This is a genomic window from Bacillus sp. SYZHCR11, from assembly GCF_057196865.1.
The window spans coordinates 290757-309433 of the sequence record NZ_JBXUND010000003.1 but is presented as its reverse complement, the minus strand read 5'-3'; the positions used below and the strand labels follow the sequence as shown (position 1 = coordinate 309433).

19 protein-coding genes and 1 other annotated feature (1 of these 20 only partly in view) are annotated in these 18677 nt (G+C 47.5%); of the genes, 3 read left to right on the top strand and 16 right to left on the bottom strand.

The features are described 5' to 3' along the window. Positions 1-89 (bottom strand) — a binding site (T-box leader) (it extends 144 nt beyond the left edge of the window). A gap of 60 nt (positions 90-149) precedes the next feature. Beyond that, positions 150-320 carry a YrzK family protein gene (locus AC2CGA_RS13345; protein ID WP_003152722.1) on the bottom strand — a complete coding sequence of 57 codons (171 nt, stop codon included), beginning with the start codon at positions 318-320 and terminating at the stop codon, positions 150-152. Positions 321-450: 130 nt separating this feature from the next. On the opposite strand from AC2CGA_RS13345, the gene AC2CGA_RS13340 reads away from it, so the two are divergent. Then, positions 451-2013, top strand: a complete 1563-nt coding sequence (locus tag AC2CGA_RS13340) for an N-acetylmuramoyl-L-alanine amidase family protein (RefSeq protein WP_057080454.1) — start codon at positions 451-453, stop codon at positions 2011-2013. A 26-nt stretch (positions 2014-2039) separates the two neighbouring features. Here AC2CGA_RS13340 and dtd read toward each other — a convergent pair whose 3' ends face one another. The 8 genes from dtd to AC2CGA_RS13300 form a co-directional block, all read right to left on the bottom strand. Further along, complete coding sequence (dtd, locus tag AC2CGA_RS13335; RefSeq protein WP_139885333.1) at positions 2040-2483, bottom strand: D-aminoacyl-tRNA deacylase; 444 nt, start codon at positions 2481-2483, stop codon at positions 2040-2042. 12 nt (positions 2484-2495) lie between these two features. Continuing rightward, positions 2496-4700 (bottom strand): GTP diphosphokinase, encoded by a 2205-nt coding sequence (relA, locus tag AC2CGA_RS13330; protein WP_003152716.1) that lies wholly within the window; start codon positions 4698-4700, stop codon positions 2496-2498. A 157-nt stretch (positions 4701-4857) separates the two neighbouring features. Then, positions 4858-5370 (bottom strand): adenine phosphoribosyltransferase, encoded by a 513-nt coding sequence (locus tag AC2CGA_RS13325; protein ID WP_139885334.1) that lies wholly within the window; start codon positions 5368-5370, stop codon positions 4858-4860. Between the two features lie 5 nt (positions 5371-5375). Further along, a complete protein-coding gene (gene recJ / locus AC2CGA_RS13320) occupies positions 5376-7736 on the bottom strand; it encodes a single-stranded-DNA-specific exonuclease RecJ (protein WP_014305498.1) in 2361 nt (786 codons plus the stop codon). Between the two features lie 55 nt (positions 7737-7791). Beyond that, entirely contained in the window at positions 7792-8118 is a 327-nt protein-coding gene (locus AC2CGA_RS13315) for a LapA family protein (protein WP_003152709.1), read from the bottom strand. 63 nt (positions 8119-8181) lie between these two features. Further along, positions 8182-8679 carry a cation:proton antiporter regulatory subunit gene (locus tag AC2CGA_RS13310; protein ID WP_003152707.1) on the bottom strand — a complete coding sequence of 166 codons (498 nt, stop codon included), beginning with the start codon at positions 8677-8679 and terminating at the stop codon, positions 8182-8184. A 131-nt stretch (positions 8680-8810) separates the two neighbouring features. Continuing rightward, entirely contained in the window at positions 8811-11030 is a 2220-nt protein-coding gene (secDF, locus tag AC2CGA_RS13305) for a protein translocase subunit SecDF (protein WP_003152704.1), read from the bottom strand. Positions 11031-11066: 36 nt separating this feature from the next. Continuing rightward, the gene (locus AC2CGA_RS13300; RefSeq protein ID WP_003152702.1) at positions 11067-11363 is read right to left on the bottom strand and encodes a post-transcriptional regulator; all 297 of its coding nucleotides are present in this window, start codon (positions 11361-11363) and stop codon (positions 11067-11069) included. A 115-nt stretch (positions 11364-11478) separates the two neighbouring features. Between AC2CGA_RS13300 and spoVB the strand changes: the two genes are divergently transcribed. Then, positions 11479-13035: a stage V sporulation protein B gene (spoVB, locus tag AC2CGA_RS13295; RefSeq protein WP_003152700.1), complete on the top strand. Its 1557-nt coding sequence runs from the start codon at positions 11479-11481 to the stop codon at positions 13033-13035. A gap of 7 nt (positions 13036-13042) precedes the next feature. On the opposite strand, the gene AC2CGA_RS13290 is transcribed toward spoVB, so the two are convergent. Then, a complete protein-coding gene (locus AC2CGA_RS13290) occupies positions 13043-13699 on the bottom strand; it encodes a DUF421 domain-containing protein (RefSeq protein WP_003152699.1) in 657 nt (218 codons plus the stop codon). Between the two features lie 166 nt (positions 13700-13865). Between AC2CGA_RS13290 and AC2CGA_RS13285 the strand changes: the two genes are divergently transcribed. Continuing rightward, complete coding sequence (locus AC2CGA_RS13285; protein WP_003152697.1) at positions 13866-14252, top strand: TIGR04086 family membrane protein; 387 nt, start codon at positions 13866-13868, stop codon at positions 14250-14252. 51 nt (positions 14253-14303) lie between these two features. Here the strand turns inward: AC2CGA_RS13285 and yajC are convergent, their stop codons facing one another. Genes yajC through ruvA form a run of 6 tightly spaced genes read right to left on the bottom strand, consistent with a single transcriptional unit; the run spans position 14304 to position 18635 of the window. Beyond that, the gene (gene yajC, locus AC2CGA_RS13280; RefSeq protein ID WP_003152695.1) at positions 14304-14564 is read right to left on the bottom strand and encodes a preprotein translocase subunit YajC; all 261 of its coding nucleotides are present in this window, start codon (positions 14562-14564) and stop codon (positions 14304-14306) included. Positions 14565-14594: 30 nt separating this feature from the next. Beyond that, on the bottom strand, positions 14595-15740 hold the full coding sequence (gene tgt / locus AC2CGA_RS13275; RefSeq protein ID WP_014305500.1) for a tRNA guanosine(34) transglycosylase Tgt: 1146 nt from the start codon (positions 15738-15740) through the stop codon (positions 14595-14597). A gap of 27 nt (positions 15741-15767) precedes the next feature. Then, on the bottom strand, positions 15768-16796 hold the full coding sequence (gene queA / locus AC2CGA_RS13270) for a tRNA preQ1(34) S-adenosylmethionine ribosyltransferase-isomerase QueA (protein WP_003152692.1): 1029 nt from the start codon (positions 16794-16796) through the stop codon (positions 15768-15770). 25 nt (positions 16797-16821) lie between these two features. Next, complete coding sequence (locus AC2CGA_RS13265; protein ID WP_003152687.1) at positions 16822-17022, bottom strand: DUF2905 domain-containing protein; 201 nt, start codon at positions 17020-17022, stop codon at positions 16822-16824. After that, positions 17015-18019 (bottom strand): Holliday junction branch migration DNA helicase RuvB, encoded by a 1005-nt coding sequence (ruvB, locus tag AC2CGA_RS13260; protein ID WP_003152685.1) that lies wholly within the window; start codon positions 18017-18019, stop codon positions 17015-17017. The genes AC2CGA_RS13265 and ruvB overlap by 8 nt, the downstream gene beginning before the upstream one ends. A 10-nt stretch (positions 18020-18029) precedes the next feature. Continuing rightward, the gene (gene ruvA / locus AC2CGA_RS13255) at positions 18030-18635 is read right to left on the bottom strand and encodes a Holliday junction branch migration protein RuvA (protein WP_003152683.1); all 606 of its coding nucleotides are present in this window, start codon (positions 18633-18635) and stop codon (positions 18030-18032) included. Positions 18636-18677: the final 42 nt, after the last annotated feature.

Sequence of the window (18677 nt, the reverse complement as noted above, 5' to 3'; positions counted from 1 at the left end):
AAAGATGCAGTGCGGATCCGCTTTCAGCCCGGGACGGTTCCTCTCTTTTCCATGCATTCTGACCTACTCTTCTCCATTATCGGTTCAAAATCGTTATCATGAGTTATGTACATCAATTTCTATTATAATAATGGGATTGCACTCCCCTGTCAAGTTTTATTCCGTCTGTTTTTCCTTGCGACCGCTTCTTTCGATAAGAGACCGAACTCCGTCGCCGTCTCTTCAAGAAAACCCGCCTTTTCTCTATCGCTCTGATCACTGAAGTGCAGATTTCCTTCCGCATCGTGCAGCGCGCGTCCCATTTTTGGTTGATATTTCATGATTTGCACACCTTTTCGCTGTATTTATGACTAGTATAAACAAACCATTTTATTTTTATTTAACATTCAGCAAGGAAAATACGATATTATACAAGAATGTATTTTAGTTAGTTCAGAAAGGAGGACAGCCATGAAGAAGAGAACTCTTGCTCTTATTTTATGCGGCGTCATCATCACAGCGCTTCTTCCGTCATTTCACACCGCAATCGCCGCAGAGGGAGAAGCGGTCATCGCGACAGACAAGATCAATGTCAGAGGCGGTCCCGGCCTGAGCTACGGAATAAAGGCTGAAGTAAAAAAAGGGGAAAGATACCCGATCGTTAAAGAAGAGGGAGACTGGGTACAGCTTCAGCTGAGCCCCGGTAAAACCGGATGGGTCGTTTCCTGGCTGATATCAAAAACAGCCGGGGGAGCAGACAATTCATCCGCAAAAAGCGGAACGGTCACTTCCACCGATCCTGACCTCCGCATCAGAAAAGGCCCGGGGACATCGTATGAAGTCATCGGCAAACTTCCGCAAGGCGCGCATGCATCCGTGCTGGACAAGAACAGCGGATGGGTGAACATTTCTTATCAAGGCACAACCGGGTGGGTTTCTTCCGAATACGTCACCGCGGACAGCGGCGGATCGGATACGAAAGCAACTTCGGCCCGAAGCGGGTCAAAAAGCGGGACGGTCGGCGTTTCTTCATTGAATGTCAGAAGTGCAGCGTCACATGATTCAGCGATTATGACTAAATTATCACGCGGAACAAAGGTTTCCATCTTAAGTGAAGACCACGGCTGGCTGAAAATTGAAGCAAACGGGCAAAAAGGCTGGGCAGCAAGCCACTACATCATAAAGGATTCTGACTCATCGGGCAGCGCATCCGGCTCGGGAGACGGTTCTGCGGGCTCAGGCTCCTCGAAAAAAGCGTATATTGTTTACGGCGGCACCAACTTAAGGAGCTCGGCCTCGACTTCCGCTTCTATCGTAAAAAGAGCAGATAAAGGCGCAGCCTACCCGATTGTCGGCTCAAGCGGCAAATGGTATGAAGTCCGGCTTGAAAACGGACAAACCGCATATGTGGCAGACTGGGTCGTACAAACGTCAAAAAGCGGTGAGGAAACAGGCGAAGCACCTTCTCCCAACACGTCAGGCGGCAGCGGCTCACTTAAAAACAAAACGATCGTCGTTGATCCCGGACACGGAGGAAAAGACAGCGGAACGATCGGCTACTCCGGAAAGTTTGAAAAAAACGTAACGATTAAAACCGCTAAGCTGTTAGCCGGAAAATTGAGAGCGGCCGGTGCAAACGTGTATATCACCAGACAGGATGATACATTTATCAGCCTGCAGGCCAGGGTTTCAACCTCTCATTACCGGAATGCGGATGCCTTTATCAGCATTCACTATGACAGTTATGCCGATACGTCAACGCGGGGAAGCACGGCTTATTATTACAGTCCGTCTAAGGACCGCCAGCTTGCCTCAGACGTCCATTCTGAAGTAGTGAAGCGTTCCCCTATTCCTGATCGCGGCGTTCTGTTTGGCGATTATTACGTCCTGAGGGAAAATAAACGGCCTGCCATGCTGTATGAGCTCGGCTATCTCAGTCAACCGCAAGAAGAAACAATCATACATAGCGGCTCTTATCAGGAAAAAGTGACAGACGGAATTGAAAGCGGATTGGAACATTATTTTCAATCATAAAAAAAAGCTGCCGAACGGCAGCTTTTTTATTGTTTAGAATCCATAATCAATGTAATCGGCCCGGAATTCGTCAGCTGAACATCCATCATGGCTCCGAATTTTCCGGTTTCCACTTTGACTCCTTTTTCCCGAAGGAGTCCGTTCCACTTTTCATAAAGGAGCACAGCCTGATCCGGTTTAGCCGCATTCATAAAATTCGGGCGTCTCCCTTTCTTTGTTTCGCCGTAAAGCGTAAACTGGGAAACGGATAAAATCTCCCCGCCCGTATCCAAAAGCGATAAATTCATCTTGCCGCTTTCATCATCAAAAATCCGAAGATTCACGATTTTATCCGCCAAGTAAGCGGCATCTTCTTCTGTATCTTCATGAGTGATGCCGACAAGCGCCATAATACCGGGTCCGATCCGGCCGGCGACAGCGCCGTCAACCGTCACACTTGCTTCTGTTACACGCTGAACAACTAATTTCATAGCAAGCTCCTTTTAGTTCATTACCCGCCGGACTGAATAGATGTCTCTGATCTGTTTAATCCGCTCGACCACTTTGTGCAGATGATTAATGTTTTGAATAAAAATCGCCATATGAATCGTAGCGACTTTATTGCGGTCGGATTTGCCGGAAACAGAGGAGATGTTGGTTTTCGTTTCATTTACGGCTTGGAGCACCTCATTTAAAAGCCCGAGACGGTCATACCCCAAAATCTCAATCTCAACGTTATATTCTTTGCGTCTTTGAACCTGTGATTCATGCTCCCATTCAACGGGAATCAGACGTTCCTGCGCTTCATTCGTTTTGACGTTCGGACAGTCGTCCCGGTGAACGGATACACCGCGCCCTTTTGTAATAAAACCGACGATATGGTCGCCCGGCACCGGGTTGCAGCATTTCGACAAGCGGACGAGAAGGTTGTCAATGCCTTTTACGCGCACACCCGCTTCCCGTTTTCTCCCTTGAGGATAATGTTTCGGCTCGGAAGTGACTTCCTGAACGATTTTTTCCTGCTCTTCCTGGTCACGCAGCTTCCGTTCTTTTTCGGTGAGCCTGTTGGCCACCTGAAGAGCGGTAATGCCGTTATATCCGACCGCCGCGTACATATCCTCTTCATTTGAGAAATTGAACTTGTCGGCAACTTTTTGAAGATTTTCGAGCGTTAAAACATCTTTCACTTCAAAATCAAGATTTTTAATTTCTTTCTCGACAAGCTCACGGCCTTTTTCGACATTTTCTTCACGGCGCTGTTTCTTAAAGAATTGGCGTATTTTGTGTTTCGCCTGGGACGTCTGCGCCAGTTTGACCCAGTCTTGGCTCGGACCGTAAGAATGCTTGGACGTCAGAATCTCGACGATGTCGCCCGTCCGGAGCTTATGGTCAAGCGTCACCATTTTTCCGTTCACTTTCGCCCCGATTGTTTTGTTGCCGATCTCTGAGTGGATCCTGTAGGAAAAATCAATCGGCACAGAGCCTGACGGCAGTTCAATGACATCGCCTTTTGGCGTAAATACGTATACCATGTCAGAAAACAGATCGATTTTCAGCGATTCCATAAATTCTTCCGCATCCGTAGACTCGTTTTGGAATTCCAAAATTTCACGGAACCAGGACAGTTTTTTCTCAAATGTCGCTTCTTCGTTTGCAGCCTTGCCTTCTTTATAAGCCCAGTGTGCGGCCACCCCGTATTCAGCGATCTCATGCATCTCAAACGTTCTGATCTGCACTTCCAGCGGATCGCCTTTAGGCCCGATTACGGTCGTATGCAGAGACTGATACATATTCGGCTTAGGCATCGCAATATAATCTTTGAATCTGCCAGGCATCGGCTTCCAGCACGTATGAATAATGCCGAGTACGGCGTAGCAGTCTTTAATGCTTCCGACAAGAATACGGACGGCGAGCAGATCATATATTTCATTGAACTGTTTATTTTGCAGCGCCATCTTGCGGTAAATGCTGTAGATGTGCTTCGGACGCCCTGAAAAGTCCGCTTTAATATTCACTTCTTCAACGCGTTTTTTCACTTCATTGACAACCTCTTCGACATAAAGTTCGCGTTCCGCGCGCTTTTTCTTCATGAGGTTGACGATTCTGTAATATTGCTGAGGATTCAAATAACGGAGAGCGGTGTCTTCCAGCTCCCATTTGATCTTAGAAATCCCGAGCCGATGTGCCAGCGGAGCGAAAATCTCCAGCGTCTCATTTGAAATTCTCCGCTGCTTTTCCTGCGGAAGATGCTTTAACGTCCGCATATTGTGAAGGCGATCCGCCAGCTTGATCAATATGACTCTGATATCCTGAGCCATAGCGACAAACATTTTTCGATGGTTTTCCGCCTGCTGCTCCTCTTGAGATTTATACTTAATTTTACCGAGCTTCGTCACGCCGTCGACAAGCATCGCCACTTCTTCAGAAAATGCTTCCTTCAGGTCGTCGAGGGTGACATCCGTGTCCTCCACCACATCATGCAGAAATCCGCCCGCAATTGTGGAAGGGTCCATTTCCAGATCGACGAGGATCCCCGCCACCTGAATCGGATGAATGATGTACGGCTCACCTGATTTGCGGTACTGTTCGCGATGCGCGTTTTGCGCATACAGGTAAGCTTTCTCAACAAACGCAATCTGCTCCTCCGGCAGATAAGTGCGCGCTTTATCTATTACTTGCTCGGCAGTCAATACTTGTTCGTTCGCCATGGAATCACCTTTTTTAAATGTAAACTGTATTAGTTTATTATCAAGAAAAAAACGAGAGATGTAAAGGGCAGAAGTTCAAAACACCTAAAGAATCTGTCAGGATGATGAAATAATAGGAAAAAAGCACCCTGACACGAGTGCTTTTTTCCATATGCGGTTAATATTTCATTAATGTTAAAATATCATAATCGTCAAGCTTGTCTCTGCCGTCAAGGTAAGAAAGCTCGATTAAGAACGCAATACCGGCTACGATGCCGCCCAGTTCTTCGACCAGCTTAATCGTTGCTTCGATCGTGCCGCCTGTTGCAAGCAAGTCATCAGTAATCAGCACACGCTGTCCCGGCAGGATCGCATCTTTATGAATCGTCAGTACGTCTTTTCCGTACTCCAAACCGTAATCGACTTTAATGACCTCACGCGGAAGTTTTCCTTCTTTCCGAACCGGCGCAAAGCCGACTCCGAGTGCGTATGCAACCGGACAGCCGATAATAAAGCCGCGCGCTTCAGGCCCGACAACTAAATCAATTTCTTTTTCTTTTGCATATTCAACAATTTGGTCAGTGGCGTAACGGTATACGTCGCCTTTGTCCATCAATGTCGTAATATCTTTAAATTGTACGCCTTCTTTCGGGTAATCGGGCACAATTGTTACGTATTTTTTAAGATCCATCTGTTCTATGTCCTCCTCGTACTTTCATAAGCCTCTGAACCTTGGTTCATCAGCTTATTCAGCCATTCCTTCAGCTCATGGGCTGCGGAATAATTGAGCTTCTGGTCTAATTCCATCAGCTGCTGTTTTACCTGATAGGTTTGCGAATCTGCCAGGTCGCGTTTTTTCGCGCCGCTCACGACAGACAGCACACCATCTTCTATTTTAACAAAACCGAGATCAAAAAACACCTTTGTCATGAAATTGATTGTGTCAATTGACCATCCTCTGTGTCTCGCAAGCTCTGAACCATGCTTGCCGAAGTCAAAAGCGCCCCTTTTCAAGAGAAATGCGTAAAACCACTTGAAATCATTCCGCGATGGAAATGAGGACAGGAAATGTTCTTCATGATTGATAAAAACAAAATAAATCCGTTCCGGCTTCTTTCCGTCAAGCAAATGCTGCAGGCGATCCGCTGACGGCGGCACATCCAGAAAAACGGCATATTTTCCGTCAAGCTGGAGAGCTTCCGCCTCGGATTCCGAAGTGATCTCGGCAAGCTCGCCCGTCAGCTCTTTTTCACGGAGCTTCTGAGCGGTTTTTTCGTTAAAGCTGATGAGCACCCGTTTCTCCTTCGGCAGCGCGGCGACCGTATCTTCCCACGTCCGCTTGCCCCGGATATCAAAAAGCTGCCATTCCGGCACCGCAGCATCTTTAATCATCAGCTGGGGCTTCTTTCTGTTGTTCCATTCATTAATGGACATCTCGCCGACAATGGAAATCGTTGATCCGGGAACAACACCGGCTTCCAGCTCTCCTTTGTTAAAGCCGACGCAGTCAAGGACGGCGGAATCACTTTTCACCGTCATTTTCACGTGGTTTTTATTCGCTCCGATCAGGCGCACATCATCAAGCACGGCATTTTTCACCATCACATGCGGTTTAGGGTTAAGCATGCCGAACGGCGACAGCATATTCAATTCTGTAATGCTTTCAACGGTTATGTCTTCAACGCCGCAGACAAGATCAACCTCCTGAACGGGAATAAAATCCTCTTCCGTAAGGGTTTCTTCAGCCATTTGATTCAGCCTGTCCCTTAATTCCGCCACATCTTCAGCCTTCAGCGTCATTCCGGCCGCCATCGGATGCCCGCCGAAATGAGGAAGAATGTCTCTGCACTGTGAAAGGCTCGTAAAAAGGTTGAAGCCTCTGATGCTTCGCGCCGACCCTTTGGCGATTCCCTGCTCCTCATCTATCCCAAGCACAACAGCGGGCCGGTAAAAACGTTCAGCCAGCTTCGATGCGACAATACCGACGACACCCGGATTCCAGCCGGCTTTTTCCACTACAATGGCAGACGGGTTTCCGCCTTGCTGCTGAACCATTTCAACAGCCTCTTCGGTCATGGTTTTCACCATTTTCTGCCGCTCTTTATTCAGCCGGTCAATATCCGAAGCCAGTTCCTCCGCTTCAAACTGATCTTCAGTCATCAGCAGGTGTACGGCAGGATCGGCCTGTTCTATTCTTCCGACGGCATTGAGCCTCGGTGCGACCTGAAATCCGATCGTTTCCTCATCAGCTTGTCCGATATCTCCGCCGGAAAGTTTAATCAGAGCTTTGAGGCCCGGCCGATTTGTCGTACGAAGCCTTTCAATTCCGAGTGACGCAATTAATCTGTTTTCATCATGAAGAGGCACCAGATCTGCAACCGTACCGATTGCCGCCAAGTCCAGCATAGCTTCCGGTAAAGAACCCGTAAGCGCGTGGGCAAGCTTAAACGCCACACCGACGCCGGCCAATTCTTTAAACGGATAGCCGCATCCCGGCTGCTTCGGGTGGATGATCGCAAATACGTCAGGAAGCTCGGGTCCCGGCTCATGGTGGTCGGTAATAATGACGTCTAAGCCCAGCTCTTTTGCGACTTCAGCTTCATGGACGGCGGCGATTCCCGTATCCACTGTAATGATCAGCGAAAATCCCCGCTCTTTTATGGAACGGAAAGCTTGTTCATTCGGGCCGTAGCCTTCTGTAAAACGGTCGGGAATATAAAAGTCAACGTCCGCCGACAGCTGTCTGAGTGCCGTCAGCATCACTGACGTGCTTGTAACGCCGTCTGCATCGTAATCTCCGTAAATCATAATCGGTTCCCCTTGAGAAACCGCCAGTTTTATCCGATCAACTGCTTCCCGCATTCCCTTTAATTCATACGGGTCATAAAAGTCTGCATCCTTTGTATGTAAAAACAGCCTTGCGCTTTCGGCAGTATCAAAACCTCTTTTTACAAGCAGTGATGCCACAAGAGGTGTTATGTCCAATTGTTCTGTGAGTGATTTGACTTTTTCCTGATCCGGCTGCTGGATTTCCCAGCGCATTTTTGACGCTAACATAAATTCACCCCTCAACCACCCTATTATACTAGAGCGGACTGAGGGGTTTCAAATGTTATTCTGATCCTTTTTTCTCTTCAAGCATTTCTTCCGGCGGCGCGGCTGTTTTTTTGCCGTCCGAATCAGCCGTCAATTCACCTGCGGATCTGTTTTCTTTCCGCAGCATTTTAATTTCGCGCTTCAGTTTCATCACTTGAAATATACCGGCTGAAAACACGATCAGCGCTCCCATTAACACAGAGCCTAAAATGACTAAAATCAGCGGCCATTCAGCGGTTCCGAACAGATAATCAACCTCAACCGCCCGCACGTTAATGACAGCAAAGATGGCGACAATCAGAGTAAATAGTAAAGCGAATATAATAGTCCATTGTTTATTCATGCGTCTGCCCCCAATTATTGATTCTTATCTTTTCCCCCATTTTCCCGGGAGTAAACCCCGGTCTCAGGAAATCCGGGCCGTTAATTGCTCGCGGACCAGCTTTTTCAGTCCGCTTCTTTCTCCCGATATAACGAGGGTGTCCCCTTCTTCAATTACGGTATCAATGCCGGGGCTCAGCTGTTTTTGCCGGTTTTTCTTCACGATCGCAATAATCTGGACGTTGTAATGTTTCTTGATCTCCAAATCTCCGATTGTGCGGCTGACAGCCGGTGCATGAGATTCGGCTTTAAACCACTCAATGACGAGGTCATCAAGCGCGACTTCCACAGATTCCAGCGCTTTCGGCTTATACGTCATCCCGCCTAAAATAGCGGAAATCTGCCTCGCCTCTTCGTCGTTAAATTCAACAGATGCCAAGCATTCGTCATAATCATTCTCATCGAAGTAATAGAGCTCTTTTCTGCCGTCATCATGAAGAATAATACTGATTTTATCGTGATTTTTCGTAATGACTTCTACTTTCTGGCCGATGCCCGGAAGCTCCGACTCACGAACGTTCATAAGAACCCCCCTACATGTTTTTACAATGATGATTGATTATGTAAGCGTATGTCATTATAGCAAATGCAGGTTTTAAGTTCAATGCGGCCTAAAAAAAACAGGCTGCCTTCCGGAAGACAGCCTGTTTCCTTTTACTCTTCGATTGATTTTTTCCCTTTAAATTCTTTTCCTTTCCATACAAGCCACAGCTGCGCGGCGATGTAAAGAGAGGAATAAACGCCCGTCAATAAACCGACCAATAAAGCGACGGAGAAGTTTGTAATTGACGATGAGCCCAAAATGAGCAGCACGACGACAACAATCACAACGGTCAAGACCGTATTGATCGAACGTGTAAAGGTTTGCTGCAAGCTCAGATTCACGATATGTTCCAGATCGGCAAATGACTTCGGCTTGCGTTTTTTCATCTGCTCGCGTATCCGGTCAAATGTAACGATCGTATCATTTATCGAGTAACCGATTATGGTGAGAATAGCGGCGATAAAGGTTACGTCAACCTCCAGCCTTGTAATGCTGAAAAACGCGACGATAAAGAAAGCGTCATACAGCAGGGATACAATCGCGGCGATTGCCATTCTGTACTCGAAACGGATTGACACGTAAATAATGATGCCGATTGATGCAATTGCCACGGCATATAAAGCATTACGGGCCAGTTCTTTTCCGACTGTCGGCGATACCGTGCTGACGTTCGGTTCAGATCCGTATTTGTCCTTAAAGTACGTTTTGATTTCAGCGATTTTTTCTTTGGATGGCTCTCCGACAAACCGGGCCGCGGCAACATGGTTCTCTTTACCCGAGAGTACGATGTTTTCCGGATCCATGCCGAGAGAGTCAAAGTCTTTTTCAACCTGCTGCGCCGTCAATGCATGATTGCTCTGCACGTCAATCCGCGCACCGCTTGCAAAATCGATTCCCAGGTTGAGTTTAAAGACCAGTAAGATGATAATTCCCGCAATGGTTACAGCGCTTGAGAAAATAAAGAAATATTTTCGTTTGCTCGTGAAATCCCATTTCTGGAATGCCGTATGCGGTTCAGTATTTTCATCTGTTTTTTGAATGTCCATAATATGTTTTTTCTTGACGCCGAACCAGCTTTTTTTCCGGTCAAGCCATCTGCTTTCCACAAGAAGGGCGAGCAGGAATCTTGAAAGGAAGACAGCTGTAATAAAGCTTGTCAGTATTGACAAAATCAGCATCGTCGCAAACCCTTTTACAGAGCTTGTCCCGAAAATAAAGAGCACGACCGCTGCGATGATCGTTGTGATGTTCGCATCAAAGATCGTCGCAAATGACCGTCTGTTCCCTGAACGGAAAGCTGAGCGGACGGATTTGCCGAGTTTCAGTTCTTCTTTTATCCGTTCATAGGTGATGATGTTGGCGTCAACCGCCATCCCGACACCCAAAATGAGCGCCGCAATACCCGGAAGCGTCAGCACCGCCTGCATCCAGTCAAACACTTGAAGCGTAATATACACGTATACAGAAAGCGTAATGACCGCTATGAGTCCAGGCAGTCTGTAATAAAGCAGCATAAATAAGAAAACAATTGCAATACCGATGATGCCGGCCTCTACCGTATCATGCAAAGCCTGCTGTCCGAATTGCGCCCCTACTGAAGTAGAGTATTTTTCGGTCAGTTTCACAGGCAGCGCACCCGCGTTTAAAATATTGGCCAAGTCCTTCGCTTTTTGAACGGTGAACTGACCTTCAATCGTGACATCCTTCGTGTTTAATTCCTGGCTCACATTCGGAGCGGATACATATTTCGGATGTTTTTTTCCGACTTCTTTTTTAAATGAATCGCCCTTTTGGTAATCAAGCCAGATCACAAGCTGATTATTAGGGGCCATTTTCTTGACTTTTTTCGTCACTTCTCCGAACTTATCCGCATCCTTCAGCTTAACGCTGACAATCGGTTCGTTCGTCGTCGGATCAAAGGTTTGCTTCGCGCCGTTTTCCACGAGATCAGAGCCGTTTAACAGCTCTTTATCATTCGTATCCCTGAACGAGAGCTGCGCTTCCGTTGACAGAATTTCGCGCGCCCTGTTCTGATTCGTGACGCCCGCCAGCTGAACGCGTATGCGGTTATTTCCTTCAATCTGAATGTTCGGCTCGCTTACGCCGAGAACGTTAGCCCGGCGGTTCAGCGCCTGCACCGTGCTGACGAGCACGTCTTTTGTGATTTTATCGCCTTTTTTGACGGGCTGCACATCGTACAGAACTTCAAACCCGCCGCGTAAATCCAATCCTAACGTAATATTATTGGCAGCCGGTTTTGTAAAATACCCCAGCCCTGTGCCGATCAATAATACGATCAGGAAAAACGCAATCAAGCGTCCTTTTTTCATTATGTATTTCCTCCTTAAACCTATGCCGTCAAATCATTATCTCAGCAGTTCATCCAAAGCTTCCTGACCCTCATCGCTTTCCAGCCAATTAGACGACTTGAAAGCTTCAACGGTTGCATAGTTCATAAAATCGCCAATTTTAACTGATAAAATATTACCGGCCAATTCATGCAGCGGCAATTCCTTTTTCTGTTTCCACTTTTTATGTATTAAGTATGACCATAAACTCTCGTGCTCAACATCATCGTATCCGAGGATTTTGAACTCTTCAAGTTTACTGTACAAGAAAGGCCGCAAATGATCTTTGTACATTTCGGCGGGATGTTTCTCCACTGGGCGCTCGCTCCTTTTTCCATTTTTCTCGAAGACTTGTCATGCTCGGACGACATCGGCGCATATCTTTATTGTATATGATTCCAGGTAGTTTGAGAAGGCAGGGGTTTATAAAATGGCAAAACAGACTTTTTTAAGGGGCACTCTTATTCTCATTGCAGCCGGGATGATTACGAGAATGCTCGGCTTTGTCAACCGGGTGGTTATCGCCCGGTTTATCGGTGAAGAAGGGGTCGGTTTATACATGATGGCTGCCCCGACATTTTTCTTGGCCACCACTTTGACTCAATTCGGCCTCCCCGTTGCCATCAGCAAACTTGTCGCTGAAGCAAGCGCGCGGGGGGACCGGCAGAAAATGAAACACATTTTAGTGATGGCGCTTACCGTCACCGGGATATTAAGTCTCATCTTCACGCCGCTGTTTTTATGCTTTGCGCCGATTATGTCAGAAACGATGCTGACGGATCAGCGCACGGTTTACCCGCTTCTGGCGATTACGCCCGTCGTGCCGATTATCGCGATATCCAGCGTGCTGCGAGGTTACTTTCAGGGCAGGCAGAATATGAACCCGCTGGCGTTTTCCCAAGTGCTTGAGCAGATCGTGCGGATTTCACTTGTCGCAGTCTGCACGACGGTGTTTCTGCCGTACGGGATTGAATATGCCGCAGCAGGAGCCATGATTTCGTCTGTCATCGGGGAGCTTGCCTCTCTAATTTATTTATTCATTTGTTTTAAAGCAAATAAAACAATCAGAATCAGAAAACAATTTTTCAAGTCGATTGCAAATGGAAAAGAAACCTTCCGCCAGCTGATGAGCGTGTCGCTCCCGACAACCGGAAGCCGCTTCATCGGAAATTTATCTTGGTTTTTTGAACCTATTGTCGTCGCGCAGAGCCTTGCGATTGCAGGAGTGGCCACCGCTGCCGCCACCAGCCAGTACGGGGAGCTGACCGGATTTGCCATGACGGTTTTGACGCTGCCCAGCTTTATAACCTATTCTCTGTCAACGGCGCTTGTTCCTGCGATCAGTGAAGGAATGGAGCAAAAAAAGCTGCAAGTTGTCGAATACCGTCTGGAACAGGCGATGAGGCTGTGTCTTTTAAGCGGAGGCATTTCGGTGGTTATTTTATTCTCTTTCGCTGATGAACTGATGTCCGTCATGTACGGATCAACTAATGCGGCGGTATTTGTTAAAGTGATGGCGCCGTTTTTTCTGCTTTACTATTTTCAGGGGCCTCTTCAGGCGGTGCTGCAGGCTCTCAATTTAGCCGGGGCCGCCATGATGAACAGTTTTATCGGCGCCGCTGTCAAAACCGGCCTAATTTTTGTTTTGGCGACCAGGCCTTCCTTAGGCATCATGGGCGCCGCACTTGCGATTGTAACGGGGATGGTCCTTGTCACCCTGCTGCATGCGGCCACCGTAAGCAAGGTGCTTCCGATCAGCATTAAAATAAAAGAATACGCGCTCTGTTTTGCCGTCATATTCATTTGCGGTTATGTCAGCCGCATCATCAAGCACACCGTTCATTTTTCAGGATCAGAAGCTGTTAATCTCACAGGCTGGATTGCAATGACCGCGATTTTGTACATTGCGCTTCTTCTGTTATTCAGGCTGATTAAAAGGGAAGAGCTGATCCGGATTCCGGTCATCGGCAAGTTCGTGACGCGGTGAAACCGATTTATGGCTCCCCTTTTTCATCTTTGAGATCAATAAAAAAAGCGCCGTCCGTAAACGTGCAGAATGATATAACCGAAAGATCGCGATATCCTCTTTTTGCTAAATTTTTTTCAAGCCAGTGTTTATCTTTCCCGATTCTGTCCAGATGCTCGTTCTGAATGACCCCGTCAACGATAAGCGATGTTTCCATCTGCTTATCCTTATTGTTTTTCTTTTTGACGATTGACAGTTTGCCCGAAGACTCCAAAATGGCGTACGACACGTCAGAGATTCTATCGATGTTATTCTCCCTCAGCTGCATAAGAAGATCGTCAAAATTGTAGCGCTGCGATCTCATCGCCCGTTCATCAATTTTTCCCTGTTTTATAATAATGGTGGGTTTTCCGTCAAGCAGCTGCCGTATTTTTTGGCTTTTGAGCGAAATAAAAGCAAGGCTTACTTGAATAATCATTAAAACGACAATCGGCACAATTGTATGCAAAAGCTTATCTTTTACATTTTCAATTGCCAATACGGCAATCTCGGCAATCATAATGGAGACGACAAGGTCTAAAATGCTCAGTTCTCCGATTTCCCGTTTTCCCATCAGTCTGAAAATCACAAGAATGATAAAATAAAGCACAATCGTACGAAACGTAATAATGAAAATATCTTCCATATCGCACCTCCAACGGTCATAGCATTTGCCATCGGCTCTGAATTATGTAAGAAACGGGCTGAACATCATGCATTTACGTCTAATTCGAACATTCAGAGAATACATTTAGAAAAAGACGGGCTCCGGCTTGTCATATATCAGGCCGCAGAGCGGAGAGGAGATAAAAATGGAAGAAACGAAACAAGTGGGAAGAGGCGTCTTGTACGGCTTAGTGGCTATTTTTGCGGTGATGCTTCTTACGAGTTTGGCGATTTCGCTTTTACTGACAGTCACCTCAATGGAAGAATCATCTTTCAGCTGGCTGATCACCGCGCTTTCTTTTCTTTCTTTATTTGCGGGAGGTTTTATATCGGGCGGCAAAGCGAAGGAAAAAGGCTGGATGATCGGAGCGTTAACCGCCGTCTGTTTTTCATTAATCATCTTGCTTTTTCAATATTTAGGGTTCGGAAAAACGTTTACATCCGGTCAGCTTTTGTTTCATCTCGGCTTTTTGGGAGTCAGTATGCTGGGCGGCATTTTCGGAGTGAATTTGAAAGGAAGCAGATCAGCGTAATAAAAAAAGAGCGGATTCTCCGCTCTTTTTTTGTATGTATGAGCTTCGCTGTTATTCAGCGGAAGCTTCTCTGATTGCGCGGCGGTCAAATGTTAAACGGGTGTTATCACCTGTTTTAATGACGACCTTGCTTTCATCAATTGAATCAACAGTGCCGTGCAATCCTCCGATTGTCACCACTGAATCCCCTTTTTTCAGCTCTTCCTGCATCTGGCGGACGGCCTTCTGCTGCTTTTGCTGCGGACGGATGAGCAGGAAATAAAGCACTGCAAACATTAAAATAATAGGAACGATTGTGCCTAAAGTACCCATCTGTTTCCCTCCTTTCATGAATGGTTTTATTTAGAAGCTTTTCGCATTTGGCTTATTATAGCCGTAACGCTCAAAGAACTCTTCTCGGAAATCACCAAGACGATCCTCCCGGATGGCTTGTCTGACCTGCTCCATTAAGTGTAACAGAAAATGAAGGTTATGGTAAGTTGTTAATCGAATTCCAAACGTTTCATTACAGCGGATCAAATGTCTGATGTAAGCGCGGGAGTAATTTTGGCATGTATGGCAGCTGCACTCTTCGTCAATCGGACGGAAATCACGCTCATATTTGGCGTTTTTCATATTCAGACGCCCTTCATTCGTAAACACCGTGCCGTTTCGGGCAATCCGGGTCGGCAGTACGCAGTCAAACATATCCACGCCGCGGATGGCGCCGTCAATTAAGGCATCCGGTGAACCCACACCCATTAAATATCTCGGCTTGTCCTTCGGTAAAAGCGGGGTTGTAAACTCAAGCACTCGGTTCATGACGTGCTTCGGCTCGCCGACAGATAATCCGCCTATGGCATACCCCGGAAAATCAAGCGAAACCAAGTCTTTTGCACTTTGTGTCCGCAGGTCTTCGTATTCTCCGCCCTGTACGATTCCGAACAGCCCCTGCTCATCTGAGCGCCCGTGCGCCTCCAGGCAGCGTTCCGCCCAGCGGCTGGTCCGTTCCACAGAGCGTTTCATGTAATCATACTCTGCCGGATACGGCGGACACTCATCAAACGCCATCATGATATCAGAGCCGAGGGCGTTTTGAATTTCCATCGCTTTTTCCGGAGATAAAAACAGCTTGTCTCCGTTTAAGTGATTGCGGAAATGAACGCCTTCTTCTTCTATATTACGAAACTTGCTCAATGAAAAGACCTGAAAACCGCCGGAATCTGTTAAAATCGCGCGGTCCCAGTTCATAAACTTATGAAGCCCGCCCGCTTCTTTTACAATGTCGTGTCCCGGGCGGAGCCATAAATGGTACGTATTGCTTAAAATAATGCCCGCATCCATAGATTTCAGCTCATCCGGAGACATCGTCTTTACCGTAGCAAGCGTGCCGACCGGCATAAATACAGGCGTCTCAAAGGAGCCGTGGGGCGTATGAACTCTGCCCAGCCGCGCTCCCGTTTGTTTGCATTCCTTTATAAATTCATAACGTATCGGTTGTTCAGCCACTTTGTATGAGGCCTCCTGTCATTCAAATTAGATAATCAGCATGGCGTCGCCAAAGCTGAAGAAACGGTATTCCTCTTCTACCGCATGACGGTAGGCGGAAAGAACATGCTCTCTGCCGGCAAGCGCAGAAACGAGCATGATAAGGGAAGATTTCGGCAGATGAAAATTGGTGATCATGCCGTCAATCGCTTTAAATTCATATCCCGGATAAATGAAGATGGACGTCCAGCCGCTTGAAGCGGTAAATACGCCGTCATGCTCGCCGGCAATGGTTTCCAGGGTGCGCGTTGATGTCGTCCCGACCGACACGATGCGCCCTCCCGCCTTTCTGACCTCGTTTAAAGAGGCGGCGGTTTCTTCCGTCATTTCATAAAATTCCGCGTGCATGTTATGCTCTTCCACATCATCCGCACTGACCGGGCGGAATGTGCCGAGTCCCACATGAAGTGTGATAAATTCAATCCGCACACCCTTTTGCTTCAGCTCGTCCAGAATCTCTTCCGTAAAATGAAGTCCGGCCGTCGGAGCTGCGGCAGATCCGATTTCTTTTGAAAAGACGGTCTGATACCGTTCTTTATCATCAAGCTGCTCTTTGATATAAGGAGGCAGCGGCATTTCACCGAGTGATTCAAGCACTTCGTAAAAAATCCCGTCATACCGGAATTCTATTTTTCTGCCTCCGTGATCAAGCTCCTCCGTGCAGACCGCTGTCAGCCGGCCGTCGCCAAATGTCAGGACCGTTCCTTTTTTTACGCGTTTCGCCGGCTTTACGAGCGTTTCCCATGTATCATTTTCTTCCTGTTTTAATAACAGAAGCTCCACTTTCGCTCCCGTATCTTCTTTTGTGCCGAATAATCTTGCAGGCAGCACACGGGTATTGTTCAAGACGAGACAATCCCCTTCATTAAAAAAGCTTACAATCTCTTTAAATGAACTGTCCGTCAGCCCGCCCGTCTGTTTGTCGAGCACCATCAGCCGCGATGCGTCACGTTCTTTCAGCGGCACTTGGGCAATGAGGCGTTCAGGCAGTTCAAAATCAAATAAATCGACTTTCATCATTTCACCTTTATTCTGTCTATTGTTATTTCATTCTGCCGAAAAAATTAAGCAGAATGGATAGTATCACACTGATCACAATACAAGTGACAACGGGAAAGAAAAATGTAACATTTCCCTTCTTAACGAAAATATCTCCGGGCAGCCTTCCGACAAAGTGCCAGACTGCGCCGGCAATAAGCAAAACGGCACCGAGAACCATGAGAACCTTCGGAAAGTCAGTCACGGGCGGGCGCCTCCAATCGAAAATGTTCATACACAGCCGGAGTCACGACCCGTCCCCTCGGCGTCCTCTGGAGAAATCCGATCTGCAGCAGATACGGTTCGTACACATCCTCTATTGTATGCGGTTCTTCGCCGATTGTCGCGGAAATCGTATCAAGGCCGACGGGACCGCCGCTGAATTTTTCGATCATGCCCATCAGCAGCTTATGGTCGATATGGTCAAGGCCGAGCGCATCGACTTGAAGACGTTCGAGCGCGTCGTGAGCGATTTCTTCCGTGATGCGGCTGTCGCCGAGCACCTGGGCAAAATCCCTCACCCTTCTGAGAAGCCGGTTTGCAACCCGCGGCGTTCCCCTTGACCGTCTGGCGATCTCCAGAGCCGGAGCTTCTTCGATATCCACTTCAAAAACGTCAGCCGTTCTTGACACGATATCTGTCAGCTCTTCCTGCGTATAGTATTCAAGGCGCGACAGCACCCCGAACCGGTCTCTGAGCGGTGCGGTCAATAATCCGACCCTTGTCGTCGCTCCTACAAGCGTAAAAGGGGGAAGGTCGAGACGGACGGAGCGGGCGGACGGGCCTTTTCCAATGACGATATCAAGGCAGAAATCCTCCATCGCCGGGTACAGCACTTCCTCAATCGAGCGGTTCAGCCTGTGAATTTCGTCTATAAACAGCACATCCCCTGGTTCGAGCGCCGTTAAAATGGCTGCCAAATCTCCCGGTCTTTCGATGGCGGGACCTGACGTCGTCCGCATCTCCACACCCATCTCATTGGCCACGATAGACGCAAGCGTTGTTTTCCCGAGACCCGGAGGCCCATATAAAAGAACGTGGTCCAGCGTTTCCTGCCTCATTTTCGCCGCATCGATAAACACGCGCAGATTTTCTTTCACCTTCTTTTGGCCGATATACTGGGCGAGATTCTGCGGCCTGAGGCTTTGCTCGATTATTGATTCATGGCTGTCTGCTTCACTTGAAACGAGCCGTTCATCCATGAACATCACCTTACTTTAATAATTTTTGCAATGCTTTTTTCACATATTGATCTGTTGAGAGCGCTGTTTCCTCTTTTAAGTGAGGAAGCACTTTTTTAATTTCTTTTTCGGCGTAGCCGAGAACCCTAAGCGCTTCAAGCGCCTCGTCAAGCGCCGTTTCAGCCTCTTGTTTTTCAATGCGCGCTTCATGATTGAACAGGTTGTCAATCATTTCAGGCACGACGTCGGCCAGTTTGCCTTTCAAATCAAGAATAATCTGCCGCGCCGTTTTTTTGCCCACACCCGGAAATTTCACCAAAAAGGCTTCATCTTCCTGTTCGATCGCTTCGATGACGGCTCCGGGGTCACCGGAACCGAGGATGGCGAGGGCCCCTTTCGGCCCGATGCCGGTGACGTTCAGCAGCTTTGTGAAAAGCGCTTTTTCTTCCCGGGTTGAAAAACCGTACAAAGAAAAGGCGTCTTCTTTTATATGATGATACGTAAAAATGGTCTCTTGATTGCTTACCTTATAAATAAACGGATTCGGAGTGAAGACCTGATAGCCGATTCCGCCGTTTTCAATCACGATGTATTGGGGAGATACATAATCAATCGTCCCCTTCACGAATTCAATCACACCTATTCACCTCTTTGACTGCTTATCATTGTAACACAAAAA

Coding starts and splice junctions, on each gene's coding strand:
- AC2CGA_RS13345 (WP_003152722.1), bottom strand. CDS start 320: ATGAAATATCAACCAAAAATGGGACGCGCGCTGCACGATGCGGAAGGA.
- AC2CGA_RS13340 (WP_057080454.1), top strand. CDS start 451: ATGAAGAAGAGAACTCTTGCTCTTATTTTATGCGGCGTCATCATCACA.
- dtd (WP_139885333.1), bottom strand. CDS start 2,483: ATGAAATTAGTTGTTCAGCGTGTAACAGAAGCAAGTGTGACGGTTGAC.
- relA (WP_003152716.1), bottom strand. CDS start 4,700: ATGGCGAACGAACAAGTATTGACTGCCGAGCAAGTAATAGATAAAGCG.
- AC2CGA_RS13325 (WP_139885334.1), bottom strand. CDS start 5,370: ATGGATCTTAAAAAATACGTAACAATTGTGCCCGATTACCCGAAAGAA.
- recJ (WP_014305498.1), bottom strand. CDS start 7,736: ATGTTAGCGTCAAAAATGCGCTGGGAAATCCAGCAGCCGGATCAGGAA.
- AC2CGA_RS13315 (WP_003152709.1), bottom strand. CDS start 8,118: ATGAATAAACAATGGACTATTATATTCGCTTTACTATTTACTCTGATT.
- AC2CGA_RS13310 (WP_003152707.1), bottom strand. CDS start 8,679: ATGAACGTTCGTGAGTCGGAGCTTCCGGGCATCGGCCAGAAAGTAGAA.
- secDF (WP_003152704.1), bottom strand. CDS start 11,030: ATGAAAAAAGGACGCTTGATTGCGTTTTTCCTGATCGTATTATTGATC.
- spoVB (WP_003152700.1), top strand. CDS start 11,479: ATGGCAAAACAGACTTTTTTAAGGGGCACTCTTATTCTCATTGCAGCC.
- AC2CGA_RS13290 (WP_003152699.1), bottom strand. CDS start 13,699: ATGGAAGATATTTTCATTATTACGTTTCGTACGATTGTGCTTTATTTT.
- AC2CGA_RS13285 (WP_003152697.1), top strand. CDS start 13,866: ATGGAAGAAACGAAACAAGTGGGAAGAGGCGTCTTGTACGGCTTAGTG.
- yajC (WP_003152695.1), bottom strand. CDS start 14,564: ATGGGTACTTTAGGCACAATCGTTCCTATTATTTTAATGTTTGCAGTG.
- queA (WP_003152692.1), bottom strand. CDS start 16,796: ATGAAAGTCGATTTATTTGATTTTGAACTGCCTGAACGCCTCATTGCC.
- ruvB (WP_003152685.1), bottom strand. CDS start 18,019: ATGGATGAACGGCTCGTTTCAAGTGAAGCAGACAGCCATGAATCAATA.